The following is a 25677-nucleotide window of genomic DNA, read 5'->3' on the forward strand; positions in this document are numbered from 1 at the left end:
TTTTTAATACTAAGGACTATGTACTAACTACTAAGGACTATTTACTCACAAACTCCTTTACTAACTGAGTCGCTTCTTCTAACGCCACTTCTAAATCATAATTTTTTATAACCACATCAAATTGCGGAGCAGTTGCCAGTTCTACGTGAGCTTTAGCAATTCGCATACTGATTTTTTCTTCGCTTTCGGTAGAGCGTTCTTTCAAACGTCTTTTTAGTTCGTCTACGCTAGGTGGTTTTACAAAAACAGCCAAAGTTTCTTTGGGGAATTTGTGCTTGATACGCAATCCACCAGCCACATCAATGTCAAAAATCACGTTTTTGCCCAAAGCCCAAATGCGTTCTACTTCACTTTTTAAAGTTCCGTAAAAGTTATCTCTGTAAACTTCTTCCCATTCTACGAAATCCTCGTTTTTGATATGTTTCTTAAATTCGTCCAAAGAGATAAAATAGTAATCCTTTCCGTTTACTTCTTCGCCTCTGGCTTCACGGGTTGCTGCCGAAATAGAAAACTCTAAATTCAAGTCTTCCTGTTTTAATAAATGCCTAACTATAGTTGTTTTTCCGGAACCTGATGGCGCCGAGAATACGATTAATTTTCCTTTCATAATTTAGTGATTAGTTCCTAGTCCTTAGTCCTTAGTTCTTAGTTTCTGATGCTAAGCACTAACCACTAAGGACTAATTACTTTTACAATACGTTCAAAACCTGTTCTTTGATTTTTTCCAATTCGTCTTTCATCATCACGACTAGTTTTTGCATTTGTGCATGATTGGATTTAGAACCCATGGTGTTGATTTCGCGTCCCATTTCCTGAGTAATGAAACCTAATTTTCTTCCATTAGCTTCTGTTCCATTGATAGTTTCTAAGAAATAATCCAAATGATTTGTCAAACGCACTTTTTCCTCAGTGATGTCTAATTTTTCTAAATAATAGATTAATTCTTGTTCAAAACGATTTTCGTCAACATTTACTTTTAACTCATCAATGGCGGTTTGCAAACGGTCTTTGATGGCCTGAACGCGTTCCGGATCAAGAGCCAGCGCATCGTTCATAAATTGGCGGATGTTTCCAATACGCAATTGGAATTCTTTCTCAAGAGAAGCACCTTCGTCTTTTCTAAAAGAAAGTATGTTGTTCAAACTTTCGTTGATTACTTCTTTTATCTGAGCCCATTCGTTTTCGTCAATTTCCTCTCTTTCCACTTTCATGGTGTCAGGCATACGCACGGCCATTTTCATCAATTCGGTTTCCTCGGCATCAGCATATACTTCTCTTAACTGGTTGATGTAGGCTTTTACAATAGGTACATTCACTTTTGTCGAAGTTTGTTCGGCGGTACTTTCGATATAAATAGAAAAATCTACTTTTCCTCTTTCTAATGTTGAGGCAATTTGTGTACGTAAACCCAATTCCATTTCGCGGTAAAGCGAAGGCATTCGTACATTTAAGTCCAGGCCTTTACTGTTTAAAGATTTGACTTCGACTGTTATTTTTTTGGTTGGTAATTGCAAAGTGGCTTTACCAAAACCCGTCATAGATTGTATCATATTGTTTCTTAAAAAGTGCTCAAAGATACTAAAAAAGTATTCAGTAGTCAGTGTTTAGTCAGCAGTGCCTAAAATGACTATTTTTCCAATGCTTTCATTACCTGATGGATATTTTGTTGGCTGTTGCCAATGTAAATTTTGCCATCAATAATAAAAACGGGGCGGCTCAGGAAAGTGTAATGTTCCAGAATGTATTTCTTGAAATCATCCTCGGTCAGGCCTTTGTCCTTTAATCCCATCGATTTGTATAATTGTGCTTTTTTGCTAAAAAGAGCTTCGTAACTTCCCGAAAGCGCATACATTGCTTCCAGTTCTTCAGCAGTAATTGGGTCTTGTTTGATGTCGTGAAAAACTAGATTGTGGTCTTTTGGTAATGATTTGATGATTTTTCGACAAGTGTCGCAAGAAGCGAGATAGTATATTTTGTTAGCCATAGTTTTTATTTCTTTGTGCAAAGAAAAATCATTTGCGACGTTAAATGCGTATTTTTGCTCAAAATTTACAAACTCAATACAATGAAAGATATTTTAGAGATTACCAAGACCAGTAGAAACATGATTTCTAAATTGATCCAGGGATATACTTTAGAACAATTAAATAAGGTTCCTGAAGGATTTAAAAATAATTTGATTTGGAATGTAGCTCATGTTGTGGTTACCCAACAATTATTGGTTTATAAACTGGCTGGTTTGCCTGTAATGGTTTCTGATGAATTGATAGAAAAGTACAAGAAAGGAACTCAAACGGAGCATGAGGCAACTCAGGAAGAAGTAGATGAAGTTTTGTCTTTGTTGCATACTACAATTGAGCAAACTGAGAAAGATGTTGAAAATAATTTGTTTCAAAATTTTAACGAATATCCTACCTCTACAGGATTTGTTTTAAAAAACAATCGCGACTCGATGGAGTTTAATAACTTTCATGAAGGACTTCATATTGGTGTGATTATGGCTATTCGAAAATTGGTATAATCCATTTCGTTTGAAAATATTTTATAGCAAAAGAGCTTCCAGTGGAAGCTCTTTTTATTATTTTTGATGAGATGGTTTAATATTTATTGCAAGTAGTAAATGTAGCCTACGTTGAACCAAACTAACCAGTCGTTGGCCTTATTTTCTTTATATAAATCCGGATTTGGTTTTAAGCCGTCAACCCAATCAGAGAAATAGTATTGAAATCGTAAATCGACCATTAAATCGCTTAGTGGCGTTAATTTGTAACGGGTTCCTACACTGGATACAACTGACCAAACGCTGCCGCCTTCGGTTGAAAATCCATATTGGCGATTATCGGTAGGAGTCAGGTATTTTGGATAGGTGGTCAATGGTGTTCCTAAAGGTCCCATGGTAGAATAAGCTTCGGTGTTGTAATAGCTAAACTGGGCTCCAAGACTTACAAAAGGGCCTAAACTTCCTATTGTTGCCGAGAAGTCTCTAATGCTTAAAGGAAAATATTCTAACTGCATGCCTAAATTAGTCACTGCACTATTTCCTTTCATGGCACGCAATTGATCGGCTTGAAGCGAAGTTCTTTCGGGGCGTACCCATTCGCCAAAGTGTTCAAATTCGGTTTTATTATATGATAATTCGCTTCTTAGTTTAAAGTGGTCGTTAAAATAAGTTTCAGGACTGTAACAATCACATTCTGCGGTATAAGAGAAGTTGATGTAATGAATGATTCCTACTCCAATTCCGGTATTTCCTGCATTTGTACTAAGATCATGGCGTTCCCCGTAATCAGACTGAAAAGCAACCGGGCCGGCAATAGCTCCTATTTCATGTGAAAAACCTAACTGCGCATTCATTTTATTGGAAATTCCAAGTAATAGAAATAGTGAAAATAAAGTTAGCCAATTATTTCTGAGCATTTTCCTAGCATTCGAGTAGGAACAAAGATATAAAAACATTATTTCTCTATTCAAATAATAGTAAACTAATTAGCATAAAATTTCTTTCTAATTTTAGTATATTGTGTAATAAAATGGATGATTTGAATTTTCTGCAAAATAAGTTAATTCTTTCTTTTTTTAAGTTGATTATGAATGGTGTTTTTCTATAAAATGTATATTTGTAGAAAGAGTAATGCCGGTTATTATGTAGAAAAAGTCCCGTAATTCAGCAAATTAGGTAAGATTAAATAAAGTATTCAATAGCATTGGAATAAAATAATAAATAGCATAAAATATTTTTTTAACTAAAAATCCAAGATAGTATGTCTCAAGCGATTCAAGATTTTATAAATGGGGTAACTCTTAAAAATCCCAACGAACCCGAATTTTTACAAGCCGTTTTAGAAGTTGCCGAAACAGTCATTCCTTTTATTGAGCAAAATGCTAAATATCAGAACAAGATGCTTTTAGAGCGAATGGTGGAGGCTGATAGAATTGTTATTTTTCGGGTGGCATGGATTGATGATAAAGGCGAAATCCAGGTGAACAGAGGTTATCGTATCCAGATGAACTCGGCAATCGGGCCATATAAAGGCGGACTTCGTTTTCATCCAACGGTAAATTTGAGTGTCTTAAAATTTTTAGCTTTCGAACAAACCTTTAAAAACAGTTTAACTACTTTGCCAATGGGCGGAGGAAAAGGAGGTTCGGATTTTGATCCAAAAGGAAAATCGGATAATGAGGTAATGCGTTTTTGCCAAAGTTTTATGATTGAATTGTCTAAATATATTGGAGCTGATATTGATGTTCCGGCAGGAGATATTGGAGTAGGCGCAAGAGAGGTAGGGTATCTTTTTGGACAATACAAAAAAATTAGAAATGAATTTACGGGCGTTTTAACGGGCAAAGGAGTTTCTTTTGGAGGTTCGTTAATCAGACCCGAAGCTACAGGATATGGTGTGGTTTATTTTGCCCAAAGTATGCTGGCTACCAAAGGAAATGATATGAAAGACAAAATTGTTACGGTTTCGGGTTCCGGAAATGTGGCACAATACGCTGTTCAAAAAGCCACTCAGCTAGGAGCTAAAGTTGTTACGATGTCAGATTCAGCGGGCTATATTTATGATGCTGACGGAATCGATGCCGAAAAATTAGCTCATGTTATGTATTTGAAAAACGAATTGCGAACCCGAATTAGCGAATATGTTCTAAAATATTCCAATGCAAAATACATTGAAGGAGCGAAGCCATGGGAACAAAAATGTGATATTGCCTTGCCTTGTGCCACTCAAAACGAGTTGGATGAAGAAAGTGCCAAAACTTTAGTGGCCAACGGTTGTATTTGTGTTGCCGAAGGAGCTAATATGCCTTCCACTTATGAGGCAGTGGTTGTTTTTCACGATGCTAAAATTTTGTTTGCTCCGGGAAAAGCTTCTAATGCCGGTGGCGTAGCTACTTCAGGATTAGAAATGTCGCAAAATTCCCTGCGATTGAGCTGGACTGCCGAGGAGGTGGATGAAAAATTGAGGAAGATTATGCTTAATATTCATGCAGCCTGTGTGCAATACGGTGCTGATGCCGATGGTTATGTTGATTATGTAAAAGGAGCTAATATTGCCGGTTTTGTAAAAGTTGCCGATGCCATGCTGGCTCAAGGGGTAGTTTAGTTTTTTAGTCCTTAGTTGGTGAGTCCTTAGTCCTTAGTCCATAGTCCATAGTCCTTAGTCTTTTAAGTGCTTAGTTTTAGTTTGTACTTTAGTGTTTTCTAAGGACTAACTACTAAGGACTTTATATTTTGTAAAGCTAAGGACTAATTACTAAGGACTAGGGACTTTATATTTGTAAAGCTAAGGACTAACTACTAAGGACTAAGGACTCTTTTAACTATCTTCGCAAAAAATCAAATTCATGCAAATTAAAACCAAGGCAATTGTTATTTCGGCTTTAAAATACCAGGAAAAAAGTCTGATAGTAAAATGTTTTACGTTGTCGCATGGATTGAAATCTTATTTTGTTCGAGATGCTTTTTCGAGTAGAAAAACCAGTCAAAAAATGGCTTATTTTCAGCCGATGACTATTCTGGAAATCGAAGCCAATCACAAGAACAAAGGGACTTTAGAGCATTTTAAGGAAATTAAAATTGCAGAGCCATTTCAGTCGATACATTCTGATATTTACAAGAGTACCATTGTGCTGTTTCTTTCGGAAATTTTGCATCATTCCATTCATGAAGAAGAAAAAAATGAGACGCTTTTTACTTTTTTGGAAACTGCCTTGCATTGGTTAGACGAACACGATGAAATGGCTAATTTTCATTTGATGCTAATGCTCGAAATGACCAAATACCTGGGTTTTTATCCCGATACTTCCGATATGGATATGCCTTTTTTCGAAATGAACGAAGGTGTTTTTACTCCCTTTCATGCCATTGGTTCTTTAAGTGAGCATGAAACCCAATTGTTCAAAAAACTCATTTCTTTAAAATTCGATAACGACCAAAAAGTGTTTCATGTTATCGAAAGACAACTGCTTTTAAAAATTCTGATTGACTATTACGCCTATCATTTAGATGGTTTTAAAAGACCAAAATCGCTTGATGTTTTAAAGGAGGTTTTTTCTTGAATTGTTTATGACTTTCAGCTAAGCGAGCTAAAAAAAAAGGCCACAGACCTGTCTGCCGACAGGCAGGTGACACCGATGAAACGGATTATCACAGATTATTTTTAAATATTCAATTAGAACAGCTTTATAGTCAATCCTGTCAGAGTTTAAAACTCTGACAGGGTTTTAAATTATTAATCAATCTTAAAAGTATCAATTGGAACGGGCTTTAGCCCGTTTACAAATTAAAGCTTCCCAAAGGCTTTAGCCAAAATCTAAATCAAGATTTGGCTAAAGCCTTTTCTGTTTTAATCTCTTTAGGTTTAATTCCTCGAAGTTCTGCTTCGTTTTTTACCGCTGATTCGCAGATTATAATATGAAAATCTGCGAATCAGCGGTTTTTTTTCTAATGCCTCGTGGGCTCTGCCCCGAGGCAGTTTATTAATTCAAATCATCTGGTTAAAGCCAGACGCTATTCACAAAACAATAATTATCCAAAACCTCATCCGTAGTCTATCACTTATAAAAAAAATCAAAAAAAGAACTAAAAAAACTACAAACCAAAAGAAAAATAGTTTAGCTTTGAGTGTATAATCTTATTAATTATTTACCATTAAACCATTAATTTATGTCAAATTTACTCAACAACCGTGTAAACACTACGGCTACGGCAGCACAGCTAACAGCAGTAAAAACTGCATTTCAAACCATTTTAACCAATCTTCCTTTTCTGGTGGGACTTACTGCCGACGAAAGGAAATCCTTAAACGCCATTGATGTCAACAACAAAGCCTTTGCCGAAGATGCTCTTAATGCTGCGGTAAACAATGCCACGCTGGTTCCCGGCTATATTTCGGTGCCTAATATGCAAAGCGACCTGACGCTGTTTGCCCAAATGGACGAAATCTCGGGGTTAGCGAACCAATTGTGTGAACGCATTGACGATACTAAAATGCTGGCGGGTAGCGAAGCCTATAATACAGCACTTAGCCTGTATAAATCCTTTGGGGCTGCCGCCGATGCCGGAGTGGTGGGTGCCGACAGCATTGTTGATAAACTCAAAACTCGTTTTGTAGCCAGCAAGGGCAATGCGGTTACAACACCTCCTGTCATGCCTACAGAGTAAGACAACAATTAGTAAAAGCAGCTACAATCGCTTCTGTCATAAAGAAGCGATTTTTTTGTCGCTTTTCTGATTGATAAGAAACAAAAAACCATCTAGTTCGAACCAACAGTATAGGTGCTTCGAACCTGCTTTATTGGTTTGTCGAACCAATAGTATAGGTAGTTCGAACCAATAAACCATCTAGTTTGAACCAATAGTATATGTAGTCCGAACCAATAAACCATCTAGTTTAAACCAATAGTATATGTAGTTCGAACCAATAAAGCATCTAGTTCGAACCAATAAACCACCTAGTTCGAACCAATACTATTAGTGTTTAGCACTAGTTTTTAAGGGAAATGTTATAGATTAATAATGCAAAGCAAATAAAAGATGATATCCACCAGTAACAAATACAAGAACGGAAAAGGAGAACATTATCCCCTGATAGGTAATTTTATCCATTATCACATTGTACAGCATAAAATCAAGAAAGCCGAAGTAGCCAGGCAACTCGGCATACTTCCCACAGGATTGAACGAATATTTCAAAAAAGAGTCCTTGCAGTTTGCTATACTCTGGAAGTTAAGTCTAGCCCTCAAGCACAATTTTATTGCACAACTGGGCGAATACGTACCCTTTCCATACGAGAACAAACGTGAAAAAGCCCTAAAAAAAGAACTCGATGAGAAAAACGCTTATATCCAGAAACTGGAAATACAGCTCGAAACCTTAAGAGAAATGATAAAGAAGTAGTTTTTTTGTAAGAATTATTTATATATTAGCGGAAATAATTTTTACGCAATAGCTATTGCGTATATCATACCAAATACAGACAGATAGGCGCAATAGAGTTGCGTATATTTATGAGTTGGGTGCAAGCTTAAAAACACACCGTAAAAAATAAAATTATGACAAAAATTGTAAGGGGTTCAGAATGGAGAATTTGGGATTTACATATTCATACTCCTGAATCAATATGTCAAGACTATAAAAATACACCTGAGAATTGGGAGAAGTTTATTAACTGCCTAGAAAACCTACCAGAAGATGTGAAAGTGATTGGTATAACTGATTACTATTTCATTGATGGATATGAGAAAGTAATGGCTTATAAAGCCAAAGGAAGATTGAAAAACCTTGAAAAAATATTTCCAATTCTTGAGTTTCGAATTGACACCTTTGGAAGCGGAAATGAAAACAGACTTCAAAAAATTAATTTACATATTTTATTCGATATAGATGAATCAAAACTAGATGCTGAAATAAAGAAAATTCGTGAAGAATTTATCGACAACATAAAGATTTCGAAATTAGAAGCTCATAAAACTAAAAAACTCTCAAAAGAAAATTTTTCTGAAATAGGCGGAACATTAAAAGACGGTTTTGAATCACTAATACCTTCAACAGAGGAAGTTTTAGAACTAGTAAATTCAACTGCTTGGAAGGACAAAACTTTTCTATTCCTTGGATATAAAGAATGGAGCAATCTGGAAAAAAATCAACAGCTTAAACCTTTAAAAGACCATTTATATTCACAAGTCAAAGCATTTTTCAGTAATAATATTGATTCAAATGAAAAAAATCAAAATTGGCTTAATGAGTTTGGAAATAAAAAATTACTTCATTCACTAGACATTCATTCATTCAAATATTTAGACACATTTGAATTTGACGAAAATGGAAATAAAAAGCCAATTGAAAATTATCATTGCCATACTTGGATAAAAGCAGACCCAACATTTAATGGTCTAAAGCAAATTGATTACGAACCTGATGAGAGAGTAATTATTGAGCAAATTAAACCACAAGAAAAAGCAGGATATCAGGCTATTGATTCTGTAACCATAACTCATAGTGATTTTACACATCAAACTTTATACTTAAATCAAAACCTTAACTGTATAATAGGCGGAAGGTCAACAGGAAAATCCGTTTTGCTTGGAGCAATTGCAAAGAAATTAAATTGCGATAAACCTGTAAAATTTGGCAATCAAGAATACACCGACTTTGTTAACGCAATAGTTTCTGGTCTTTCCATTACTTGGAAAGATGGTGTTGAAAACAACGACAGAAATATCGAATATTTTCCACAAAGCTATATGTATCAATTAGCCAAAAACAAAAATGGAGAACTTGATAAATTAGTAGAGGAAATTATTAAACAGGATATAGTAAAAAATCAGTTAATAACAAATTATGATTCCTTCTCAAGCGAAAACAATTCTGATATAACAACAAAAATCAACAAGCTCTTTCAATTACAAGAAGATTTAATCAAGCGAAAGCTAAAACTGAAAGAAAAAGGGGATGAAAAAGGAATTAGAAATGAAATCGAAAAACTGACTAAAGAACTTTCAGAGCTAAAACTAAAAATTCAAATATCCGAACAAGAACTTGAAGAATATAACAAGTTAAAATTGCAATTAGAGGAGCTTACAAAGACCAACGAAACCTACAATACTCAAATCTCAAAAATACAAGCATTAAAGGAGAAGTTTTTCCTTAATAAAGACATCGACTTTGATATAGTTTCACTCTCAGATGCAAACAGAAGTGAAATTAAATCTTCTTTTGAAAAGCTTAGAGAAAAATTTCAGAATGAATGGGAATCTGAAATTGATAAGATATCTTTAAAAAACACTGTAATTGTCAAAGCAAACAGCGAAGCAATAAACGAGATTGAAAAAAATCCAAATTTTATAAAAGGAATAGAAGCTTTCAAGAATAACAAACAATACAAGGAAGTTGAGGAGAAGCTCAAAAATCAAAGAGACAAGCTTGCCGACATAACGTTAATTAAAAAAGAAATAGAAGAGTTTATTTTACAAATTGACAGTTTTAAAACCTCTATAAAACAAGCACATAGGAACTTTTATATCAAGATTGAAGAAATTAAAGAAAGCCTTAAAATTTCAGAGGGTAAACTAGAAATATTAGCTTTCCCAAAATTAAAATCGAATGAATTCAAGGAACTTCTTAACTGGAGTATCAATCAGCAAAGTGACGAAGGAAAAAGGTTAGTAAATACTCCTATTGAAAATAAAGTAGAAGACTATTTTAAACTTACAAATGAGATTTTTGAGAAACTCTTAAATGCTAACATTACATTAAAGGGCGGAAATGAACATTTGGGTTTAGCATTAAAATTAATGGCTACAAATTTCTTTCAAATTTCCTACAATATTCTTTATGAAGACACATTTAATCAAATGTCAGAAGGAAAAAAAGCCTTTGTTGTTCTTATGTTGCTGTTAGACTTTAGTGATAAAGATTGTCCAATTTTAATTGACCAACCAGAAGACGATTTAGATAATAGGGCAATTTATAAAGAGTTGGTTAAGTATCTGAAAAAGAAGAAAAAAGAAAGACAAATAATTGTGGTAACGCATAATCCAAATATCGTGGTAGGTGCTGATTCAGAGCAAGTAATTGTTGCTAATCAAAATGGTGTTGACACCAAGAATAGAAACGGAACTAAATTTCAATATATCACAGGTAGTTTGGAAAACACGAAAGAGACTGATGCGAAAATTGACATTATTTTAGAGAGACAAGGAATTAAAGAACACGTCTGTGAAATACTCGAGGGAGGTAATGAAGCATTTAAACAGCGTGAGAAAAAGTATGACATCAAATAGAAAGCCAGCACCCAACAGCACCTACCCAAAAGTGGCGGTTCAGAGGTTAAATCAAGCTTTGTGCTTCTATCAAAGTTTCTACTTGGTTGACAGTGAAGTGCTTCGATTTCCGCCACATCGCCAAGCCGAAAAACGTTGTGCGAGATTTAAGAAAAAACCTAAAACGAAATGGACATTAAGGGAAAATCAAATAGTTTAAAAATTGAATTAAAAAGAAACTATTTTAAAATTATTGGTTTGAGCATAGTTTTCCTTTTTCTCCTTTTTTGCTCGGTCACAAGCTTTATTTTGGCTGTGAAAGCAAATTGGAATGTCATTTACTTATTTTTGATAGTAGCTGTAATTTTCGGTTTTTTATTGTTTAAAAGGATATTTTGGGAAGTTTTTGGTTTTTGGAAAATCTCTATCGAAGAAAATGTATTAGATGTAGAAAAAAACTATTTTATCTTTAAAAACTCTTCCACATACTCGATAAATTCAAATGACTTTTTTGTTACAAGAAATTTAGACAATGTCCAGTTTATAAAAATCTTTCCTCTCGGAAAATTATATCTTGATATTATTTCAAAAATCCATAAAAAAAATTGGAGTGTTGTTCTGATAAAATCCGAATCAGAGAAAACTATTGCATCTGGATTTTTCGAAAGTGAAGCAGCTGAAATAGTCAGTTTATTAGAAAGAAAGTAAACCTCGCACAACACCGCATTTACGCAAGAGCTGGTTTTTAGTAAATTGAACGTTTGTTCAAACCAAGAAAATTCTATTTTAGCAGAGAGAACTCTGCTCCTATTTCCGCTCCTGCGCAAATGCGCGAAACGTTAGCGGTAAGCAAACTAAAAATAACGAAAACTAAAAATAATATATAATCAAAATATTTTAAATCTAAATGGGATTATTTAATAGGCACAAAATTTCGACTTTTTTTCTTCTTATTTACATATTTTGGATAATCTTCGTTATCAATTGGTTTAAATCAGGCTCTTCTAGTTATCCTCACTCTTGCGGAGCTGCGAATGGAGGTTTAATTATGTTAACATTTCTGATTATCGCTATTTATTCATTAATTCTTATTGTTAAAATAATAATTGCGAAAGAACAGAAACGCTCAGACTTTTTTAAAATATTTGGATTAATATATGTCTTGCCAATTATACTAATATTAGGTTCTTTTTTGTTTTAAACCCCACGCTGCCGCACGAATCCTTTCGTGTGGCATCTTGTTAATTATAATGACCCAGGTAGTTCTGATATCCGTAAACGTTAGCGCAGAATTGCATTCTGTGCCCACAAAGAGGAGCCACTTTGTGGAGTTACTTGATGAGATTGCTTCGTTCCTCGCAATGACACCAGATAGCTCGGATATATGTAAACGTTAGTGCAGAATTGCATTCTGTGCCCACAAACAGGAGCCACTTTGTGGAGTTACTTGATGAGATTGCTTCGTTCCTCGCAATGACACCAGATAGCTCGGATATATGTAAACGTTAGTGCAGAATTGCATTCTGTGCCCACAAAGAGGAGCCACTTTGTGGAGTTACTTGATGAGATTGCTTCGCCAGTTCGCTATCGCTCGGGTCTTCCTTCGTCAGGATGACAAGTTTGTGGTGAAAGCCAGAAAGTTCTAATAGTTTTAATTGTTACAACTTTCTTGTTTTTTGCAAAAACCTTCTGAAATTGTGTTTATTCGCTCTTTTTTCTTTCCTCTTTTCTCTATTTTCCTCAAAATTCCTTACTTTCGCACCTCGTTTAAGAAAAGGATAAAATGAGCACAAAATTTACTGAGTACAAAGGACTTGACTTGCCAACAGTAGCGTCGGAAGTTCTTGATTTTTGGAAGAAAGAAAATATATTTGAAAAGAGTGTAACTACTCGCGAAGGTGCTGAGCCTTTCGTGTTTTTTGAAGGGCCACCTTCGGCAAACGGATTGCCGGGAATTCACCACGTGATGGCACGTGCCATTAAAGATATTTTTTGCAGATATAAAACCCAAAAAGGTTTTCAGGTAAAAAGAAAAGCGGGTTGGGATACACACGGTTTGCCAGTAGAATTAGGTACTGAGAAAGAACTTGGAATTACCAAAGAAGATATCGGGAAAACCATTTCGGTAGAAGATTATAACGAAGCCTGTAAAAAAACGGTAATGCGTTATACAGACGTATGGAATGATTTGACCGAAAAAATGGGGTATTGGGTAGATATGGAAGATCCGTATGTGACTTATAAACCAAAATATATGGAGAGTGTTTGGTGGCTTTTGAAACAAATCTATAACAAAGATTTGATGTACAAAGGTTATACGATTCAGCCGTATTCTCCAAAAGCAGGAACAGGATTGTCATCGCATGAGGTGAATCAGCCAGGTTCTTACCGCGATGTTACTGATACTACAATTGTAGCTCAGTTCAAAGCTAAAACGGAAAGTTTACCGGGCTTTTTAGAAGGTTTTGGAACGATTCATATCTTGGCCTGGACGACAACTCCCTGGACTTTGCCATCGAATACCGCTTTGACAGTAGGTCCAAAAATAGATTATGTTTTAGTAAAGACTTTTAATCAATATACTTTTGAGCCAATCAATGTTGTTTTGGCTAAAAACTTAGTAGGTAAACAGTTTGGGAAATCTTATTTCGCAACTGAAGAAGCTGCTGATTTTGAAAATTACAAAGCAGGAGATAAGAAAATCCCATACCAAATTTTAGCAGAAGCTAAAGGAGCTGATTTAGTTGGTATCCGTTACGAACAATTATTGCCTTGGGCATTACCATATCAAAATCCTGAAAATGCGTTTAGAGTAATTTCGGGAGATTTCGTTACTACTGAGGACGGAACAGGAATTGTGCACACGGCACCAACTTTTGGTGCTGATGATGCCAAGGTGGCTAAAGAAGCTACTCCTGAAGTTCCGCCAATGTTAGTTTTAGACGAAAACGGAACAGCAGTTCCATTGGTAGATTTGCAAGGTAGATTTGTTGAAGGGTTAGGCGAATTTGCAGGGAAATATGTGAAAAATGAATATTATGATGCCGATCAGGCACCGGAGCGTTCGGTTGACGTAGAGATTGCTATTCGATTAAAAGAAGAAAATAAAGCCTTTAAGGTTGAGAAATATGTACACAGTTACCCACATTGCTGGAGAACTGATAAGCCTATTTTATACTATCCTCTTGATTCTTGGTTTATCAAAATCACTGAAGTGAGAGACAGAATGTTTGATTTGAATGAAACCATTAACTGGAAACCTAAAGCAACCGGAGAAGGACGTTTTGGGAACTGGTTGAAAAATGCCAACGACTGGAACTTGTCACGTTCAAGATATTGGGGAATTCCATTGCCAATTTGGAGAACCGATGATAAACAAGAGGAAGTTCTGATTGGTTCGGTTGAGGAATTATACAACGAAATCGAGAAATCTATTGCTGCCGGATTCCAAAAAGAAAACCCGTTCAAAGGTTTTGAAATTGGAAACATGAGCGAAAGTAATTATGATTTAATTGACCTGCATAAGAATGTGGTAGATGGAATTACGTTGGTTTCGGCTTCAGGAAAACCAATGAAGCGCGAAAGTGATTTGATTGATGTTTGGTTTGATTCAGGGGCGATGCCTTATGCACAATGGCATTATCCATTTGAAAACAAAGAGCTAATTGACAACAATAAGTCATTCCCGGCTGATTTTATTGCCGAAGGAGTGGATCAAACGCGCGGATGGTTTTATACGCTTCACGCTATCGGAACCTTGGTTTTTGATAACATTGCTTATAAAAATGTAGTTTCTAACGGATTGGTTTTAGACAAAAACGGACAAAAAATGTCTAAGCGTCTGGGGAATGCTGTTGATCCATTTACAACTTTGGCTGAATACGGTCCTGATGCTACGCGCTGGTATATGATTGCCAATGCGAATCCTTGGGATAACTTAAAATTTGATATTGAAGGTGTGGCTGAGGTAAGAAGAAAATTCTTTGGAACACTTTATAATACGTATTCATTCTTTAGTTTGTATGCTAATATTGATGGTTTCAAATTTGATGAGGCTGAGGTTTCGTTGAATGAAAGACCGGAAATTGACCGTTGGATTTTATCAGAATTACATACTTTAATCAAATTAGTTGATGAAGCCTATGCCGATTATGAGCCAACGAGAGCTGCCCGTGCTATTTCTGATTTCGTACAGGAAAACCTGAGTAACTGGTACGTTCGTTTGTGTCGTCGTCGTTTCTGGAAAGGAGAATACGCTCAGGATAAAATTGCGGCTTATCAAACATTATATACTTGTTTGTTAACCGTAAGTAAACTAAGTGCTCCAATAGCTCCTTTCTTTATGGATAAGCTTTACAGAGACTTAACACAGGCTGCACAAACAGAAAAATTTGATAGTGTACATTTGGCGGAATTTCCAAAATACGTTGAAAACTTTGTTGATAAATCGTTAGAGAGCAAAATGCAGAAAGCACAGACCATTTCGTCACTGGTTTTATCGCTGCGTAAGAAGGAGATGATCAAGGTGCGTCAACCGCTGCAAAAGGTAATGATTCCGGTACTTGACGAGAAACAGAGAGCTGAAATTGAAGCCGTTTCTGAGCTAATAAAAGCAGAGGTAAACGTCAAAGAAATTGAACTTTTAGACGATGCTTCAGGGGTATTGGTAAAGCAAATTAAGCCTAATTTTAAAGCACTTGGGCCACGTTTTGGAAAAGATATGGGATTGATTTCCAAAGAGATACAAGGTTTTTCTCCGGAGCAAATTAATCAGTTGGATAAGGAAGGAAGCTTAAGTATTGTCATTGCAGGAAAAGACGTAACTTTATCATTAGAGGATGTAGAGATAACTTCTCAGGATATTGAGGGTTGGCTGGTAGCCAATTCGAACGGAATAACTGTTGCGCTTGACATCACTATTTCTGAAGAATTGAAAAAAGAAGGAATTGCAAGAGAGTTAGTCAACAGAATTCAGAACATCAGAAAAGATTCTGGATTTGAGGTAACTGACAAGATTAAAGTGTATTTGCAAAACAATGCTGTTTTAGAGGCCGCAGTAAACGAAAATGATGGTTACATCAAATCAGAAACCTTAACGGAAGAGTTGGTTTTTGAAGAGCATATCGAGAATGGCACAGAAATTGAATTTGACGACATTAAAACTAAAATAACGATTACTAAATAATATTGATTATGGTAGATGAAGCAACACGATACTCAGACGCCGACTTGGCAGAGTTCAAAGAGATAATTCAAAAGAAAATTGAGAAAGCGCAAGCCGATTTAGATTTGATAAAAAGTGCCTATATGAATGATTTGAATAATGGTACCGATGATACATCGCCAACATTCAAAGCTTTTGAAGAAGGTAGCGAAACCATGTCTAAGGAAGCTAACTCTCAATTAGCAATCCGTCAGGAGAAATTTATCCGCGATTTAAAGAATGCTTTATTTCGTGTAGAGAACAAAACGTACGGAATTTGCAAAGTAACAGGTAAATTAATTAGCAAAGAAAGATTGAAAATTGTTCCTCATGCAACCATGAGTATTGAGGCAAAAAACATGCAACGATAATTGTTATTTCAAATTCCAAACATTAAATTCCAAATTCCAAAACTAGTGATGGGATTTGGAATTTAATGTTTGGAATTTATCTATTTTTACGCACTTAAATTTTTTAAAATGTCATTACGAAAAGCCTATCTGCTTATTTTCTTAGTATTAATAGTAGATCAGATTTCTAAAATATATATCAAAACTAATTTTATATTAGGAGAAGAAGTTGAAGTTTTCAATTGGTTTAAAATTCATTTTATTGAAAATGAAGGGATGGCTTGGGGAACTCAAATCCCTGGAACTTATGGAAAATTGTTCCTTACTTTGTTTCGTTTAGTTGCCGTAGGCGGAATTGGATATTGGTTGTGGGATTCGGTTGAAAAGAAACACAGTTCTAATTATTTAGTTGTAGCTATCGCTTTAATTTTGGCAGGTGCATTCGGAAACATTATTGATTCCGTTTTTTATGGAGTCATTTTTGACGACAGCAGTTCTCAATTGGCAACATTATTTTCAAAAGAGCCTTATGGTACCTATTTTCATGGCAAAGTAGTCGATATGTTTTATTTTCCAATTTGGCAAGGGAATCTCCCGGAATGGTTGCCTGTTTGGGGCGGAAGAAATTTTACTTTTTTCAATGCCATTTTTAACGTAGCTGATGTAGCTATTTCAACAGGAGTAGGAATTTTGATTGCGTTTAATAAAAAGGCATTTCATCACAAAGAAGCATAATTTTAGTTATATAAAACATAAAAAGAAGACCTGTTTCATTACGAAACAGGTCTTCTTTTTTAAGTGTTATTTGTTTTGTCCCGGGGCGTAACGTTTGGCACTTTTTTCACCGGTAATCTTTTTGGCTTGTCCCGGAGGAAGCGGTTTAGATTTATAAGAACTTCTACTTGATCTGGTTCCAATTCCGACAGCGCAACCGGATAAAGAGATAGAAAATATCGCAATTAAAAGGATTGCATAAAATCTTGAATTTTGAATTTGTTTCATAAAATAATGGGGCTTTGTGAGCCACGAAGGTACAAATTTAAAAGCGATAGATTTTATTGGGAGTTACACAATAATCCAATTGTATGTCGCCTTCGTGAACATCTTCTATTAATGCTTCGGCTTCAAAGAAAGAAAGTCCCACTTTGATGGTTTCAGCTTGGCATTCGCTTAGGAATTTATCATAAAAACCTTTGCCGTAACCCACACGATGTCCTTTTTTGTCAAATGCTAAAAGCGGTATAAAAACAACTTCTATTTTTTTGGACGGTGCTTCTATTCCGTCAACGGGTTCGGGAATATTGTATTCGTTTTTTTTGATTTGGGTATTATCGGTTAAAAGAAAATGTGTCATTTCACGACTTTCAAAATCTGATTTAGAAATCAAAATGTTTTTGTCTTTCCCTGAAAGCAAATGTAAAATTAATTCGGTGTCTATTTCCTGTTGTTCCTGAATGGGCAGGAAAACATGGAAATAGTTTTTGTCCCAAATGTTGAGTTTCAGCAATTGATTGGCAATGGCTAAACTCATTTCTTCCATTTCTTCCTCAGATAGCTGTTTTCGTAGTGATTTGTATTTTAAACGTAATTCTTTTTTAGTGTTTTGCATTTTTGATTTTAAGCTGTGGAATTAAAAACTAAAAATAGAAATAATTATTTGTAATTCGTAAATTTGATTAGAAATCAAATAATAGCTTTAAATCCGTATGATTTTAGGTTGTTTTGATGTTCTCTATCTTTTTCTGAAACAAAATTCTAATGCAAAAAACAGCTCTCGAACTTCAAATTCAAACTTTACCCGACAGTCCGGGTGTTTATCAATATTATGATAAAGAAGGCAAGATTTTATATGTGGGTAAGGCTAAGAATTTAAAAAAACGAGTTTCTTCTTATTTCAATAAAATTCACGATACGGCTAAAACCAATGTCTTGGTTAAGAAAATTGTAACCATAAAACACATTGTGGTTCCTACTGAAACTGATGCGCTTTTGCTGGAAAATAATCTGATAAAAACGCTTCAGCCCCGATACAATATCAATTTAAAAGACGATAAAAGTTATCCCTGGATTTGTATCAAAAAAGAACCTTTTTCGAGAATATTTTCTACCCGAAGAATGGTCAAGGATGGTTCGGAATATTTTGGGCCTTATACCAGTTTTAAAACGGTGAATACTATTTTAGAATTGATAAAAGAATTATATCCGTTACGCACTTGTAATTATGATTTGACGGATTCGAATATTGAAAGTGGCAAGTTTAAGGTTTGTCTCGAATATCATATTGGCAACTGCAAAGGGCCATGTGAAGGCTATGAATCATTAGAAGAATACCAGAAACAGGTTAACGCTATCCGGGAAATTCTGAAAGGGAATTTCAAAGACAGTTTGAAAGATTTCAAGAAATTAATGATGCAATTGGCGCAAGATATGCATTTTGAAGAGGCGCAAAAAATAAAAGAAAAGATAGAAGTTTTAGAGAATTATCAGTCGCGTTCTACGATTGTGAATCCTAAGATTACCAATATTGATGTGTTTTCTATTGTTTCTGACGAAAGTGCCGCTTATGTCAATTTTTTACAAATTTCACACGGTTCGATTATTCGTTCTCATACTTTGGAAATCAAGAAAAAATTAGCCGAAACCGATGAAGAATTGTTGGAATTAGCTATTGTGGAATTGAGAGAGCGATTCCAGTTATTGTCAAAAGAAGTAATTGTGCCATTTGCGGTTGATTTGGGCGAAAACATCAAAGTCACCGTACCGCAATTAGGAGATAAAAAGCAAATTCTGGATTTGTCTATTCGAAATGCAAAATTTTATCGAATCGAACAGTTGAAGCAATTGCAGATTGTAGATCCTGACAGGCACACTAACCGAATTATGGCGCAGATGCAAAAAGATTTGCGTTTGCCGGTAGAGCCCAGACATATTGAATGTTTTGATAATTCGAATATTCAGGGAACAAATCCTGTTTCGGCCTGTGTGGTTTTTAAAGATGGAAAACCCAGTAAGAAAGATTACCGTCATTTTAATATAAAAACGGTTGAAGGTCCTAACGATTTTGCTTCGATGGAAGAGGTGGTGTATCGCAGATACAAAAGATTGTTAGACGAAAAACAATCGTTACCACAATTAATCATTATTGATGGAGGAAAAGGGCAGTTGTCATCGGCATTGAAAAGTATTGACGATTTAGGTTTACGGGGAAAAATCAGTATCATTGGTATCGCTAAAAGATTAGAAGAGCTGTTTTATCCGGGCGATTCTGTTCCGTTGTATTTGGACAAAAAATCCGAAACCTTGAAAGTAATTCAGCAACTGCGAAATGAGGCGCATCGTTTTGGGATTACCCATCATCGGGACAAAAGGAGTAAAGCGGCCTTGAATTCTTCGATTGAATCCATTCCGGGAATTGGCGAAAAAACCATGTTGACGTTAATTCAGCACTTTAAAAGTGTTAAAAGATTGAAATTAGCAACAGAAAAAGAAATTTCGGACGTTGTAGGAGTATCAAAAGCCAAAAAAATTACCGATTTTTACAAAACCATAATGCCTTAAATTTTAACGTTGCAAGAATATTTTTTATGAAGAAATACATCTTTTTATTGCTTGTTGTTTTTAGTGGCCTGACTTTATTTGCGCAAAGAAAAGACCAGCCAAAAATAGGCTTAGTGCTGAGTGGCGGTGGTGCGAAAGGATTTGCTCATATTGGGGTTCTTAAAGTAATTGAAGAGGCCGGGATTAAGATTGATTACATTGGCGGAACCAGTATGGGGGCTGTAGTTGGCGGTTTGTATGCTTCGGGCTATAATGCGGCACAACTCGATTCGATTTTTAAAGACACTAATTTTGATGAATTATTAAGTGACTATATTCCCAGAGAAACTAAGAATTTTTACGAGAAAAGAAACGATGATGTTTATGCGCTTGTTTTGCCATTTAACAACTACAAAATTGGGATTCCCGATGCGCTTTCTAAAGGTTTGTATAATTTTAATTTACTAAGCCGAATTACCCGAAATGTTAGGCATGTAAGAGATTTTAATCAGTTGCCAATTCCTTTTTTATGTATCGGTTCGGATATTGAAACAGGGGAGCAGGTGGTTTTGAACAAAGGAAATCTGGCAAGAGCCATGATTGCCAGTTCGGCGTTTCCGTCATTATTTTCTCCGGTGGAATATCAGGATCGGTTTTTAGTTGACGGAGGAGTAGTGAATAATTATCCAATAGATGAGGTTAGAAAATTAGGTGCTGATATCATAATTGGAGTCGATGTTCAAAATGATTTATTAGATCGAAAAGCCCTTAATGATGCCACGAAAATTCTGGTTCAAATTACTAATCTTCATTCTGTTGATAAGATGAAGGAGAATATTTTGAAAACGGATATTTATATTCGACCGGATATAAGAGATTATGGTGTGATGTCTTTTGATAGTGGTCAGGAGATTTTGAGTAAGGGAGAAGAAGCTGCTTTTTCGGTTTTTGAACGTTTAAAGCAATTAGGTGTTGCATCAGGAAATTATAAAAAAAGCAAATTGAAAATTCAGGTTGACAGTTTACAAATTGAAGATGTTAATTGCAACAAATTGAAAAATTATACTAAGGATTATGTTTATGGAAAATTACGATTTAAACCAGGAGCTAAAATTAGTTACAATCAATTACAAAAAGGGATTAATAATCTCAATGCTACCGAAAATTTTAGTGCTATAGACTATTCATTTGAAGGCACTAATGACAAAGACGATTTGAATTTGGTTTTAAAAGAGAATCCAACAGATACCTATTTGAAATTTGGTTTGCATTATGACGGACTTTATAAAAGTGCTATTTTAGTTAATTTAACCCATAAAAAGAATTTTTTTAAAAATGATGTGGCTTCGCTTGATGTTATTTTAGGGGATAATTTCAGGTACAATTTTGATTATTATGTAGAGAATGGATACAATATAAGTCTTGGATTCAAATCCTATCTAAATACGTTTAACCGCAATATTGAGGGGCAAATAACCAATTTTGATTTTGATGACTTAGGTATTAATAGTTTGAATGTTGATTTGTTTGATTTGACAAATCAGCTGTATTTACAAACCATGTTTGCCAGACGTTTTTTAATAGGAGCCGGTTTAGAGCATAAATATTTGAGTATTAATTCCCGTACTTTGGACAATATTGATCCTGTAATTGACAGGAGTCATTATTTAAGTGTTTTTGGGCGACTGGATTTTGATTCCATGGACAATAAATTTTTTCCAACAAAAGGATGGAGCTTTTCAGGAGATATTCATTCGTATCTCTTTTCTTCTGATTATACTAAAGAATTTGCACCATTTTCTATTGCTAAGGCTAATTTTGGAATAGCCATTCCTTTGTTTAAATCGTTTGCAGCTAAAATTCAAACAGAAGCCGGTTTTGCAATAGGTGCTAAAAGTGTGTCTTTTTTTAATTTTATTCTCGGAGGTTTTGGCTATAATGTGGATAATAATTTCAGTCATTTTTATGGTTATGATTTCCTGAGTTTAGGGGGTAATAGTTATGTTAAATCCACACTGTCTTTAGATTGCGAAATATTTAAAAATAACCATATCAATTTTACAGCTAATTATGCTAATATAGGAGAAGATATTTTTGAAACCGTCAACTGGGTTTCAATCCCTAAAATTTCCGGCTATGCTATAGGTTATGGTTTAGAAACGGCTATAGGGCCTATTGAGATAAAACGCAGTTGGTCTCCGGAAACTAATAGTGGTTTTACCTGGTTTAGTGTTGGTTTTCCTTTTTAGTAATTAAACACACAAATTAATAGTTGACTAAAAGTCGCGGTTTTTGACTAAAACTGCGACTTTTTTTTGTTAACAAAAGCTTTTTAAGCTCATGAAATTTGGCTTTTTATTTTTTGACTTAAAAGTAAAATTAACACTTTAATTTTTTATTGCTGTTTTTTTTATGATATGTAAAAAAAAATGGCGATGCTTCCGAATCTTATTTTAAAATTATGTTAAACTGCATTTTTACTATAGAAATCGCATTTTCTTGCCGTATCTTTGTCATATCAAAACAAAAGGGGTGGTTTCCTTTTGGTTTATATAAATTTAATAATTTATAATTTTTTGGTTGGTTAATAGCATAAAAACTCAGTCATTATTTGACTGAGTTTTTTTGTTTTAATATATTTGGAACAAAATTTGCAAATTGAATCAATAAAAAAAGTAAATTATGAAAAAGATAATGCTACTCTCATTATTGATTTTAATCACCAGTTTTGACTCCCATTCTGATGATTCTTACGGCGTAGGTGAATGGTTTAAATTCAGGGTACACTACGGATTTGTCAATGCCGGTTTTGCAACACTTGAAGTAAAAGACGCTGTAATCAATAATAAAAAAGTTTTTCATGTTGTGGGCAAAGGTTATACCACAGGAGTATCGCGCTTTTTTTTTAAAGTAAATGACACCTACGAAAGTTATATTGATAAAGAAACAGGAAATCCGTATCAATTTGTACGTAAGATTGATGAAGGCGGTTATACTAAAAATCAGGAAGGATTTTTTAATCAATCAGACCATAAGATAACGGTAAAAGATTACAAGAGAAAAACCGAAAAGACTTTTGTAATTCCAAAAAACACTCAGGATATACTCTCTGCTTTTTACTATTTACGCAATTATCCTACTATTGATAAGATTCATCCTGGAGAATATATTGCAATAGATATGTTTTTTGATGATGAAACCACAAAATTTAAGTTAAAATTCGTCGGACGTCAGGATATTACAACTAAATTTGGGGTAGTGCCTTCTATGGTTTTTAAACCTTTAGTTCAGTCGGGTCGTGTTTTTAAAGAAGAGGAGAGTTTAACAATTTGGGTTTCAGATGATGAGAATAGATTGCCGGTGCGTATTAAGGCCGACTTGGCAGTGGGTTCACTCAAAGCTGATTTAGACGCTTTTAAAGGATTGAAAAGCTCTTTTAAAATAAAGAAAAAATGAGTGTTAATGCCAGTACAGCAAGTATTCTAAAGCAAATAGAGCAAAAATATGCGTCCATTGATCAAAAAACGGATACGCAGCTAGAAGGCTTGCTTTGGTCTAAACCTGTTACTTACTGGGATTATATTCATACCGATGTATTGTTGAATTTGCAAACGCAAAGAACGGTGCTTCCTGATGAGATGGTTTTTATTCTCTATCATCAAATTAATGAATTGATATTCAAAATGGTACTTTTAGAAATCAATCAAATTGCCCATCATCAGGAAATTAAAGCCGATTTTTTTACGGACAGATTAATGCGTATTAGCCGTTATTTTGATATGTTGACAACCTCTTTTTCTATTATGGAAAACGGGATGGATGTAAATCAGTATATGAAATTTAGAAATACGCTCACTCCGGCCAGCGGTTTTCAAAGTGCACAATACCGTTTAATAGAGTTTGGAGCAACTGATGTGGTTAATTTAATTGATAGTCGTTTCAGATCATCATTTAATAATACTATTTCCAATGAAAATGCGTTTGATATTCTCTATTGGCAGGCAGCCGGAACGGATCCTGAAACAGGAAAAAAAACTTACACCTTAGAAGAGTTCGAAAAAAAATACAAAGCCACTTTTTTGGATTGTATGGAAGAATATAAGTCGAAAAATATTTGGCAAAAATACAAGCAGCTTTCTGTTGAGGATCAGGAATTACCATCGTTAAAAGAGGCGATGCGTCATTTAGATTATACGGTCAATATTACCTGGGTAATGCAGCATCTGAATGTGGCAATAAAGTATATTGATGAGAGTGGAATGGGTGATGGAGAGGCAACGGGAGGAAGTGACTGGAGAAAATACATGCACCCAAAGCATCAAAAAAGAATATTTTTTCCGGAATTATGGAGTGAAGCTGAATTAGCAAATTGGGGACAAGAATAAATGTAGAATACAATAAATAGCAACAGTTTGAAATATTTTTTAATAATTATAATTACACTGACTTTAGTAGTATCCTGTAAAAAAACAGATTCTGAAACAGCTAAAAAACAGTTAGTAGCTAAGCAAAAGCATAAAAAAGATAATTCTGATTTTGGATTTAATTTTTCCGATTTTAATGTGGTTCAGGATACCGTAAAAAAAGGAGATACTTTTGGTACAATTATTAATGGACAAAATATTGGCGATCGCAAAATCTATGAGATTGTAAACGATATAAAAGATACTTTTGATGTACGTGTGATTAGACCAGACAAGGCGTTTACCATGTTGCGTTCTAAGGATAAAACCAATAAACTTCAGGTTTTTGTGTATGAGCCCAACGACTTAATGTATTATGTTTTTGATTTGCGTGATTCGGCGGTAGTGGCTTATAAGAAAGTGAGGCCGGTAACTTATAAACGTAAACTAATTACAGGAGTTTTAAAAGGATCTTTGTCGGAAACACTTTCAAATTCGGGAGTTGATGCTAACTTGGCAAGTCAAATTACTAAAATTTATTCCTGGTCAATTGATTTTTTCAAATTAAAAAAAGGTGATCGATTTGGGATTGCTTTCAACGAACGCTACATTAATGATTCTATTTATAACGGAGTGAGAGTAATATTGAAGGTGCATTTTTTGAATACAAAGGCAAAATCATGTATGCTTTTCCATTTGTTCAAAATCAGGCTTCGGGGAAAGTGGATTATTATGATGAGGATGGAAAAACGATGAAAAATCTCTTCCTGAAATCGCCTATTAAGTTCAGTCGAATTACTTCCCGATTTACAATGAATAGATTTCATCCTGTACAGCATCGATGGAAAGCACATAAAGGAACCGATTATGCTGCCCCTACAGGAACTCCTATTATGACTACGGCAACTGGTGTGGTAGAAGCAACCGGATATACCGCAGGTAATGGGAATTTTGTGAAAGTAAAACACAATGGGACTTATTCTACTCAGTATTTACACATGTCAAAAATCCTAGTTAGACGTGGTCAGCATGTGAATCAGGGAGACGTTATTGGTAGAGTAGGAAGTACAGGTTTAGCATCAGGTCCGCATGTGTGTTATCGTTTTTGGAAAAATGGTGTGCAGGTTGATGCGTTAAAATTAAAATTGCCAACAGGAACACCAATGGAAAGCAGGAACAAAGCCCGATTTATGAGTGCCATCGAGCCTTTAAAGCGAGAATTGGATAGTATTGGAAATTTGTAACAAAATGAAAAATCAAATTAGAACAGGAAATACATAGTTAGTGGCTTGTGTTTCCTGTTTTTTTATAGTAAAAACTGGTTGGGTTTTGTTGTTATATAGTTGGAATCCTTTCTGCTATTACAACTAATTTCAGTATTTTTACGCCCAAATCTAAAACACTAAAAACAAAAATATAA

Annotated in this window: 20 protein-coding genes and 1 pseudogene; 15 read left to right on the forward strand and 6 right to left on the reverse strand. The window is 34.8% G+C overall.

Translation table 11 applies throughout. The features are described 5' to 3' along the window. Positions 1 to 37: 37 nt before the first annotated feature. The 3 genes from gmk to BIW12_RS07275 all read right to left on the reverse strand — a co-directional run bounded on the left by gmk (position 38) and on the right by BIW12_RS07275 (position 1984). A complete protein-coding gene (gmk, locus tag BIW12_RS07265; protein WP_071184509.1) occupies positions 38 to 610 on the reverse strand; it encodes a guanylate kinase in 573 nt (190 codons plus the stop codon). 79 nt (positions 611 to 689) lie between these two features. Next, on the reverse strand, positions 690 to 1550 hold the full coding sequence (locus BIW12_RS07270) for a YicC/YloC family endoribonuclease (protein ID WP_071184510.1): 861 nt from the start codon (positions 1548 to 1550) through the stop codon (positions 690 to 692). A gap of 77 nt (positions 1551 to 1627) precedes the next feature. Beyond that, positions 1628 to 1984 carry an arsenate reductase family protein gene (locus BIW12_RS07275; RefSeq protein ID WP_071184511.1) on the reverse strand — a complete coding sequence of 119 codons (357 nt, stop codon included), beginning with the start codon at positions 1982 to 1984 and terminating at the stop codon, positions 1628 to 1630. An 81-nt stretch (positions 1985 to 2065) separates the two neighbouring features. Here BIW12_RS07275 and BIW12_RS07280 point away from each other — a divergent pair, with 81 nt between their 5' ends. Beyond that, positions 2066 to 2521 (forward strand): DinB family protein, encoded by a 456-nt coding sequence (locus BIW12_RS07280; RefSeq protein WP_071184512.1) that lies wholly within the window; start codon positions 2066 to 2068, stop codon positions 2519 to 2521. Between the two features lie 83 nt (positions 2522 to 2604). Here the strand turns inward: BIW12_RS07280 and BIW12_RS07285 are convergent, their stop codons facing one another. Next, on the reverse strand, positions 2605 to 3417 hold the full coding sequence (locus tag BIW12_RS07285) for a THC0290_0291 family protein (RefSeq protein ID WP_071184513.1): 813 nt from the start codon (positions 3415 to 3417) through the stop codon (positions 2605 to 2607). A gap of 344 nt (positions 3418 to 3761) precedes the next feature. Between BIW12_RS07285 and gdhA the strand changes: the two genes are divergently transcribed. From gdhA to BIW12_RS07330, 9 genes are all read left to right on the forward strand, one after another. After that, the gene (gene gdhA / locus BIW12_RS07290) at positions 3762 to 5105 is read left to right on the forward strand and encodes an NADP-specific glutamate dehydrogenase (RefSeq protein ID WP_071184514.1); all 1344 of its coding nucleotides are present in this window, start codon (positions 3762 to 3764) and stop codon (positions 5103 to 5105) included. A gap of 241 nt (positions 5106 to 5346) precedes the next feature. Then, entirely contained in the window at positions 5347 to 6060 is a 714-nt protein-coding gene (recO, locus tag BIW12_RS07295; RefSeq protein ID WP_071184515.1) for a DNA repair protein RecO, read from the forward strand. A gap of 607 nt (positions 6061 to 6667) precedes the next feature. Next, on the forward strand, positions 6668 to 7165 hold the full coding sequence (locus tag BIW12_RS07300; RefSeq protein WP_071184516.1) for a hypothetical protein: 498 nt from the start codon (positions 6668 to 6670) through the stop codon (positions 7163 to 7165). 372 nt (positions 7166 to 7537) lie between these two features. Further along, a complete protein-coding gene (locus BIW12_RS07305; RefSeq protein WP_071184517.1) occupies positions 7538 to 7900 on the forward strand; it encodes a hypothetical protein in 363 nt (120 codons plus the stop codon). Positions 7901 to 8055: 155 nt separating this feature from the next. After that, entirely contained in the window at positions 8056 to 10785 is a 2730-nt protein-coding gene (locus tag BIW12_RS07310; protein WP_071184518.1) for a TrlF family AAA-like ATPase, read from the forward strand. 168 nt (positions 10786 to 10953) lie between these two features. Further along, a complete protein-coding gene (locus BIW12_RS07315) occupies positions 10954 to 11472 on the forward strand; it encodes a hypothetical protein (RefSeq protein WP_071184519.1) in 519 nt (172 codons plus the stop codon). Positions 11473 to 12547: 1075 nt separating this feature from the next. Further along, positions 12548 to 15949, forward strand: a complete 3402-nt coding sequence (ileS, locus tag BIW12_RS07320) for an isoleucine--tRNA ligase (protein ID WP_071184520.1) — start codon at positions 12548 to 12550, stop codon at positions 15947 to 15949. 8 nt (positions 15950 to 15957) lie between these two features. Continuing rightward, positions 15958 to 16338, forward strand: coding sequence for a TraR/DksA family transcriptional regulator (locus BIW12_RS07325; protein WP_071184521.1), 381 nt, complete (start codon positions 15958 to 15960; stop codon positions 16336 to 16338). Positions 16339 to 16446: 108 nt separating this feature from the next. Further along, on the forward strand, positions 16447 to 17052 hold the full coding sequence (locus BIW12_RS07330) for a lipoprotein signal peptidase (protein WP_071184522.1): 606 nt from the start codon (positions 16447 to 16449) through the stop codon (positions 17050 to 17052). Positions 17053 to 17118: 66 nt separating this feature from the next. Here the strand turns inward: BIW12_RS07330 and BIW12_RS07335 are convergent, their stop codons facing one another. Continuing rightward, positions 17119 to 17319 (reverse strand): hypothetical protein, encoded by a 201-nt coding sequence (locus BIW12_RS07335; RefSeq protein WP_071184523.1) that lies wholly within the window; start codon positions 17317 to 17319, stop codon positions 17119 to 17121. Between the two features lie 37 nt (positions 17320 to 17356). Next, complete coding sequence (locus BIW12_RS07340) at positions 17357 to 17926, reverse strand: 5-formyltetrahydrofolate cyclo-ligase (RefSeq protein WP_071184524.1); 570 nt, start codon at positions 17924 to 17926, stop codon at positions 17357 to 17359. 149 nt (positions 17927 to 18075) lie between these two features. Here BIW12_RS07340 and uvrC point away from each other — a divergent pair, with 149 nt between their 5' ends. From uvrC to BIW12_RS07365, 5 genes and pseudogenes are all read left to right on the forward strand, one after another. Further along, positions 18076 to 19875, forward strand: a complete 1800-nt coding sequence (gene uvrC / locus BIW12_RS07345; RefSeq protein WP_071184525.1) for an excinuclease ABC subunit UvrC — start codon at positions 18076 to 18078, stop codon at positions 19873 to 19875. A 26-nt stretch (positions 19876 to 19901) separates the two neighbouring features. Then, a complete protein-coding gene (locus tag BIW12_RS07350) occupies positions 19902 to 22103 on the forward strand; it encodes a patatin-like phospholipase family protein (protein ID WP_071184526.1) in 2202 nt (733 codons plus the stop codon). A gap of 433 nt (positions 22104 to 22536) precedes the next feature. After that, on the forward strand, positions 22537 to 23310 hold the full coding sequence (locus BIW12_RS07355; protein ID WP_071184527.1) for a DUF3108 domain-containing protein: 774 nt from the start codon (positions 22537 to 22539) through the stop codon (positions 23308 to 23310). Continuing rightward, positions 23307 to 24239, forward strand: coding sequence for a tryptophan 2,3-dioxygenase family protein (locus BIW12_RS07360; protein WP_071184528.1), 933 nt, complete (start codon positions 23307 to 23309; stop codon positions 24237 to 24239). The genes BIW12_RS07355 and BIW12_RS07360 overlap by 4 nt, the downstream gene beginning before the upstream one ends. Before the next feature lie 27 nt (positions 24240 to 24266). Further along, a pseudogene (locus BIW12_RS07365) lies at positions 24267 to 25501 on the forward strand (peptidoglycan DD-metalloendopeptidase family protein). Positions 25502 to 25677: the final 176 nt, after the last annotated feature.

It is taken from the genome of Flavobacterium commune (genome assembly GCF_001857965.1).
GTDB classification, from domain to species: domain Bacteria; phylum Bacteroidota; class Bacteroidia; order Flavobacteriales; family Flavobacteriaceae; genus Flavobacterium; species Flavobacterium commune.

What these genes read in the sequence shown, in the direction of transcription:
- BIW12_RS07360 (WP_071184528.1), top strand. Translation starts at nt 23,307, where the DNA reads ATGAGTGTTAATGCCAGTACAGCAAGTATTCTAAAGCAAATAGAGCAA.
- BIW12_RS07325 (WP_071184521.1), top strand. Translation starts at nt 15,958, where the DNA reads ATGGTAGATGAAGCAACACGATACTCAGACGCCGACTTGGCAGAGTTC.
- BIW12_RS07275 (WP_071184511.1), bottom strand. Translation starts at nt 1,984, where the DNA reads ATGGCTAACAAAATATACTATCTCGCTTCTTGCGACACTTGTCGAAAA.
- BIW12_RS07285 (WP_071184513.1), bottom strand. Translation starts at nt 3,417, where the DNA reads ATGCTCAGAAATAATTGGCTAACTTTATTTTCACTATTTCTATTACTT.
- BIW12_RS07280 (WP_071184512.1), top strand. Translation starts at nt 2,066, where the DNA reads ATGAAAGATATTTTAGAGATTACCAAGACCAGTAGAAACATGATTTCT.
- uvrC (WP_071184525.1), top strand. Translation starts at nt 18,076, where the DNA reads ATGCAAAAAACAGCTCTCGAACTTCAAATTCAAACTTTACCCGACAGT.
- BIW12_RS07330 (WP_071184522.1), top strand. Translation starts at nt 16,447, where the DNA reads ATGTCATTACGAAAAGCCTATCTGCTTATTTTCTTAGTATTAATAGTA.
- BIW12_RS07300 (WP_071184516.1), top strand. Translation starts at nt 6,668, where the DNA reads ATGTCAAATTTACTCAACAACCGTGTAAACACTACGGCTACGGCAGCA.
- BIW12_RS07335 (WP_071184523.1), bottom strand. Translation starts at nt 17,319, where the DNA reads ATGAAACAAATTCAAAATTCAAGATTTTATGCAATCCTTTTAATTGCG.
- ileS (WP_071184520.1), top strand. Translation starts at nt 12,548, where the DNA reads ATGAGCACAAAATTTACTGAGTACAAAGGACTTGACTTGCCAACAGTA.
- BIW12_RS07350 (WP_071184526.1), top strand. Translation starts at nt 19,902, where the DNA reads ATGAAGAAATACATCTTTTTATTGCTTGTTGTTTTTAGTGGCCTGACT.
- BIW12_RS07270 (WP_071184510.1), bottom strand. Translation starts at nt 1,550, where the DNA reads ATGATACAATCTATGACGGGTTTTGGTAAAGCCACTTTGCAATTACCA.
- BIW12_RS07305 (WP_071184517.1), top strand. Translation starts at nt 7,538, where the DNA reads ATGATATCCACCAGTAACAAATACAAGAACGGAAAAGGAGAACATTAT.
- BIW12_RS07310 (WP_071184518.1), top strand. Translation starts at nt 8,056, where the DNA reads ATGACAAAAATTGTAAGGGGTTCAGAATGGAGAATTTGGGATTTACAT.
- BIW12_RS07355 (WP_071184527.1), top strand. Translation starts at nt 22,537, where the DNA reads ATGAAAAAGATAATGCTACTCTCATTATTGATTTTAATCACCAGTTTT.
- gdhA (WP_071184514.1), top strand. Translation starts at nt 3,762, where the DNA reads ATGTCTCAAGCGATTCAAGATTTTATAAATGGGGTAACTCTTAAAAAT.
- recO (WP_071184515.1), top strand. Translation starts at nt 5,347, where the DNA reads ATGCAAATTAAAACCAAGGCAATTGTTATTTCGGCTTTAAAATACCAG.
- BIW12_RS07340 (WP_071184524.1), bottom strand. Translation starts at nt 17,926, where the DNA reads ATGCAAAACACTAAAAAAGAATTACGTTTAAAATACAAATCACTACGA.
- BIW12_RS07315 (WP_071184519.1), top strand. Translation starts at nt 10,954, where the DNA reads ATGGACATTAAGGGAAAATCAAATAGTTTAAAAATTGAATTAAAAAGA.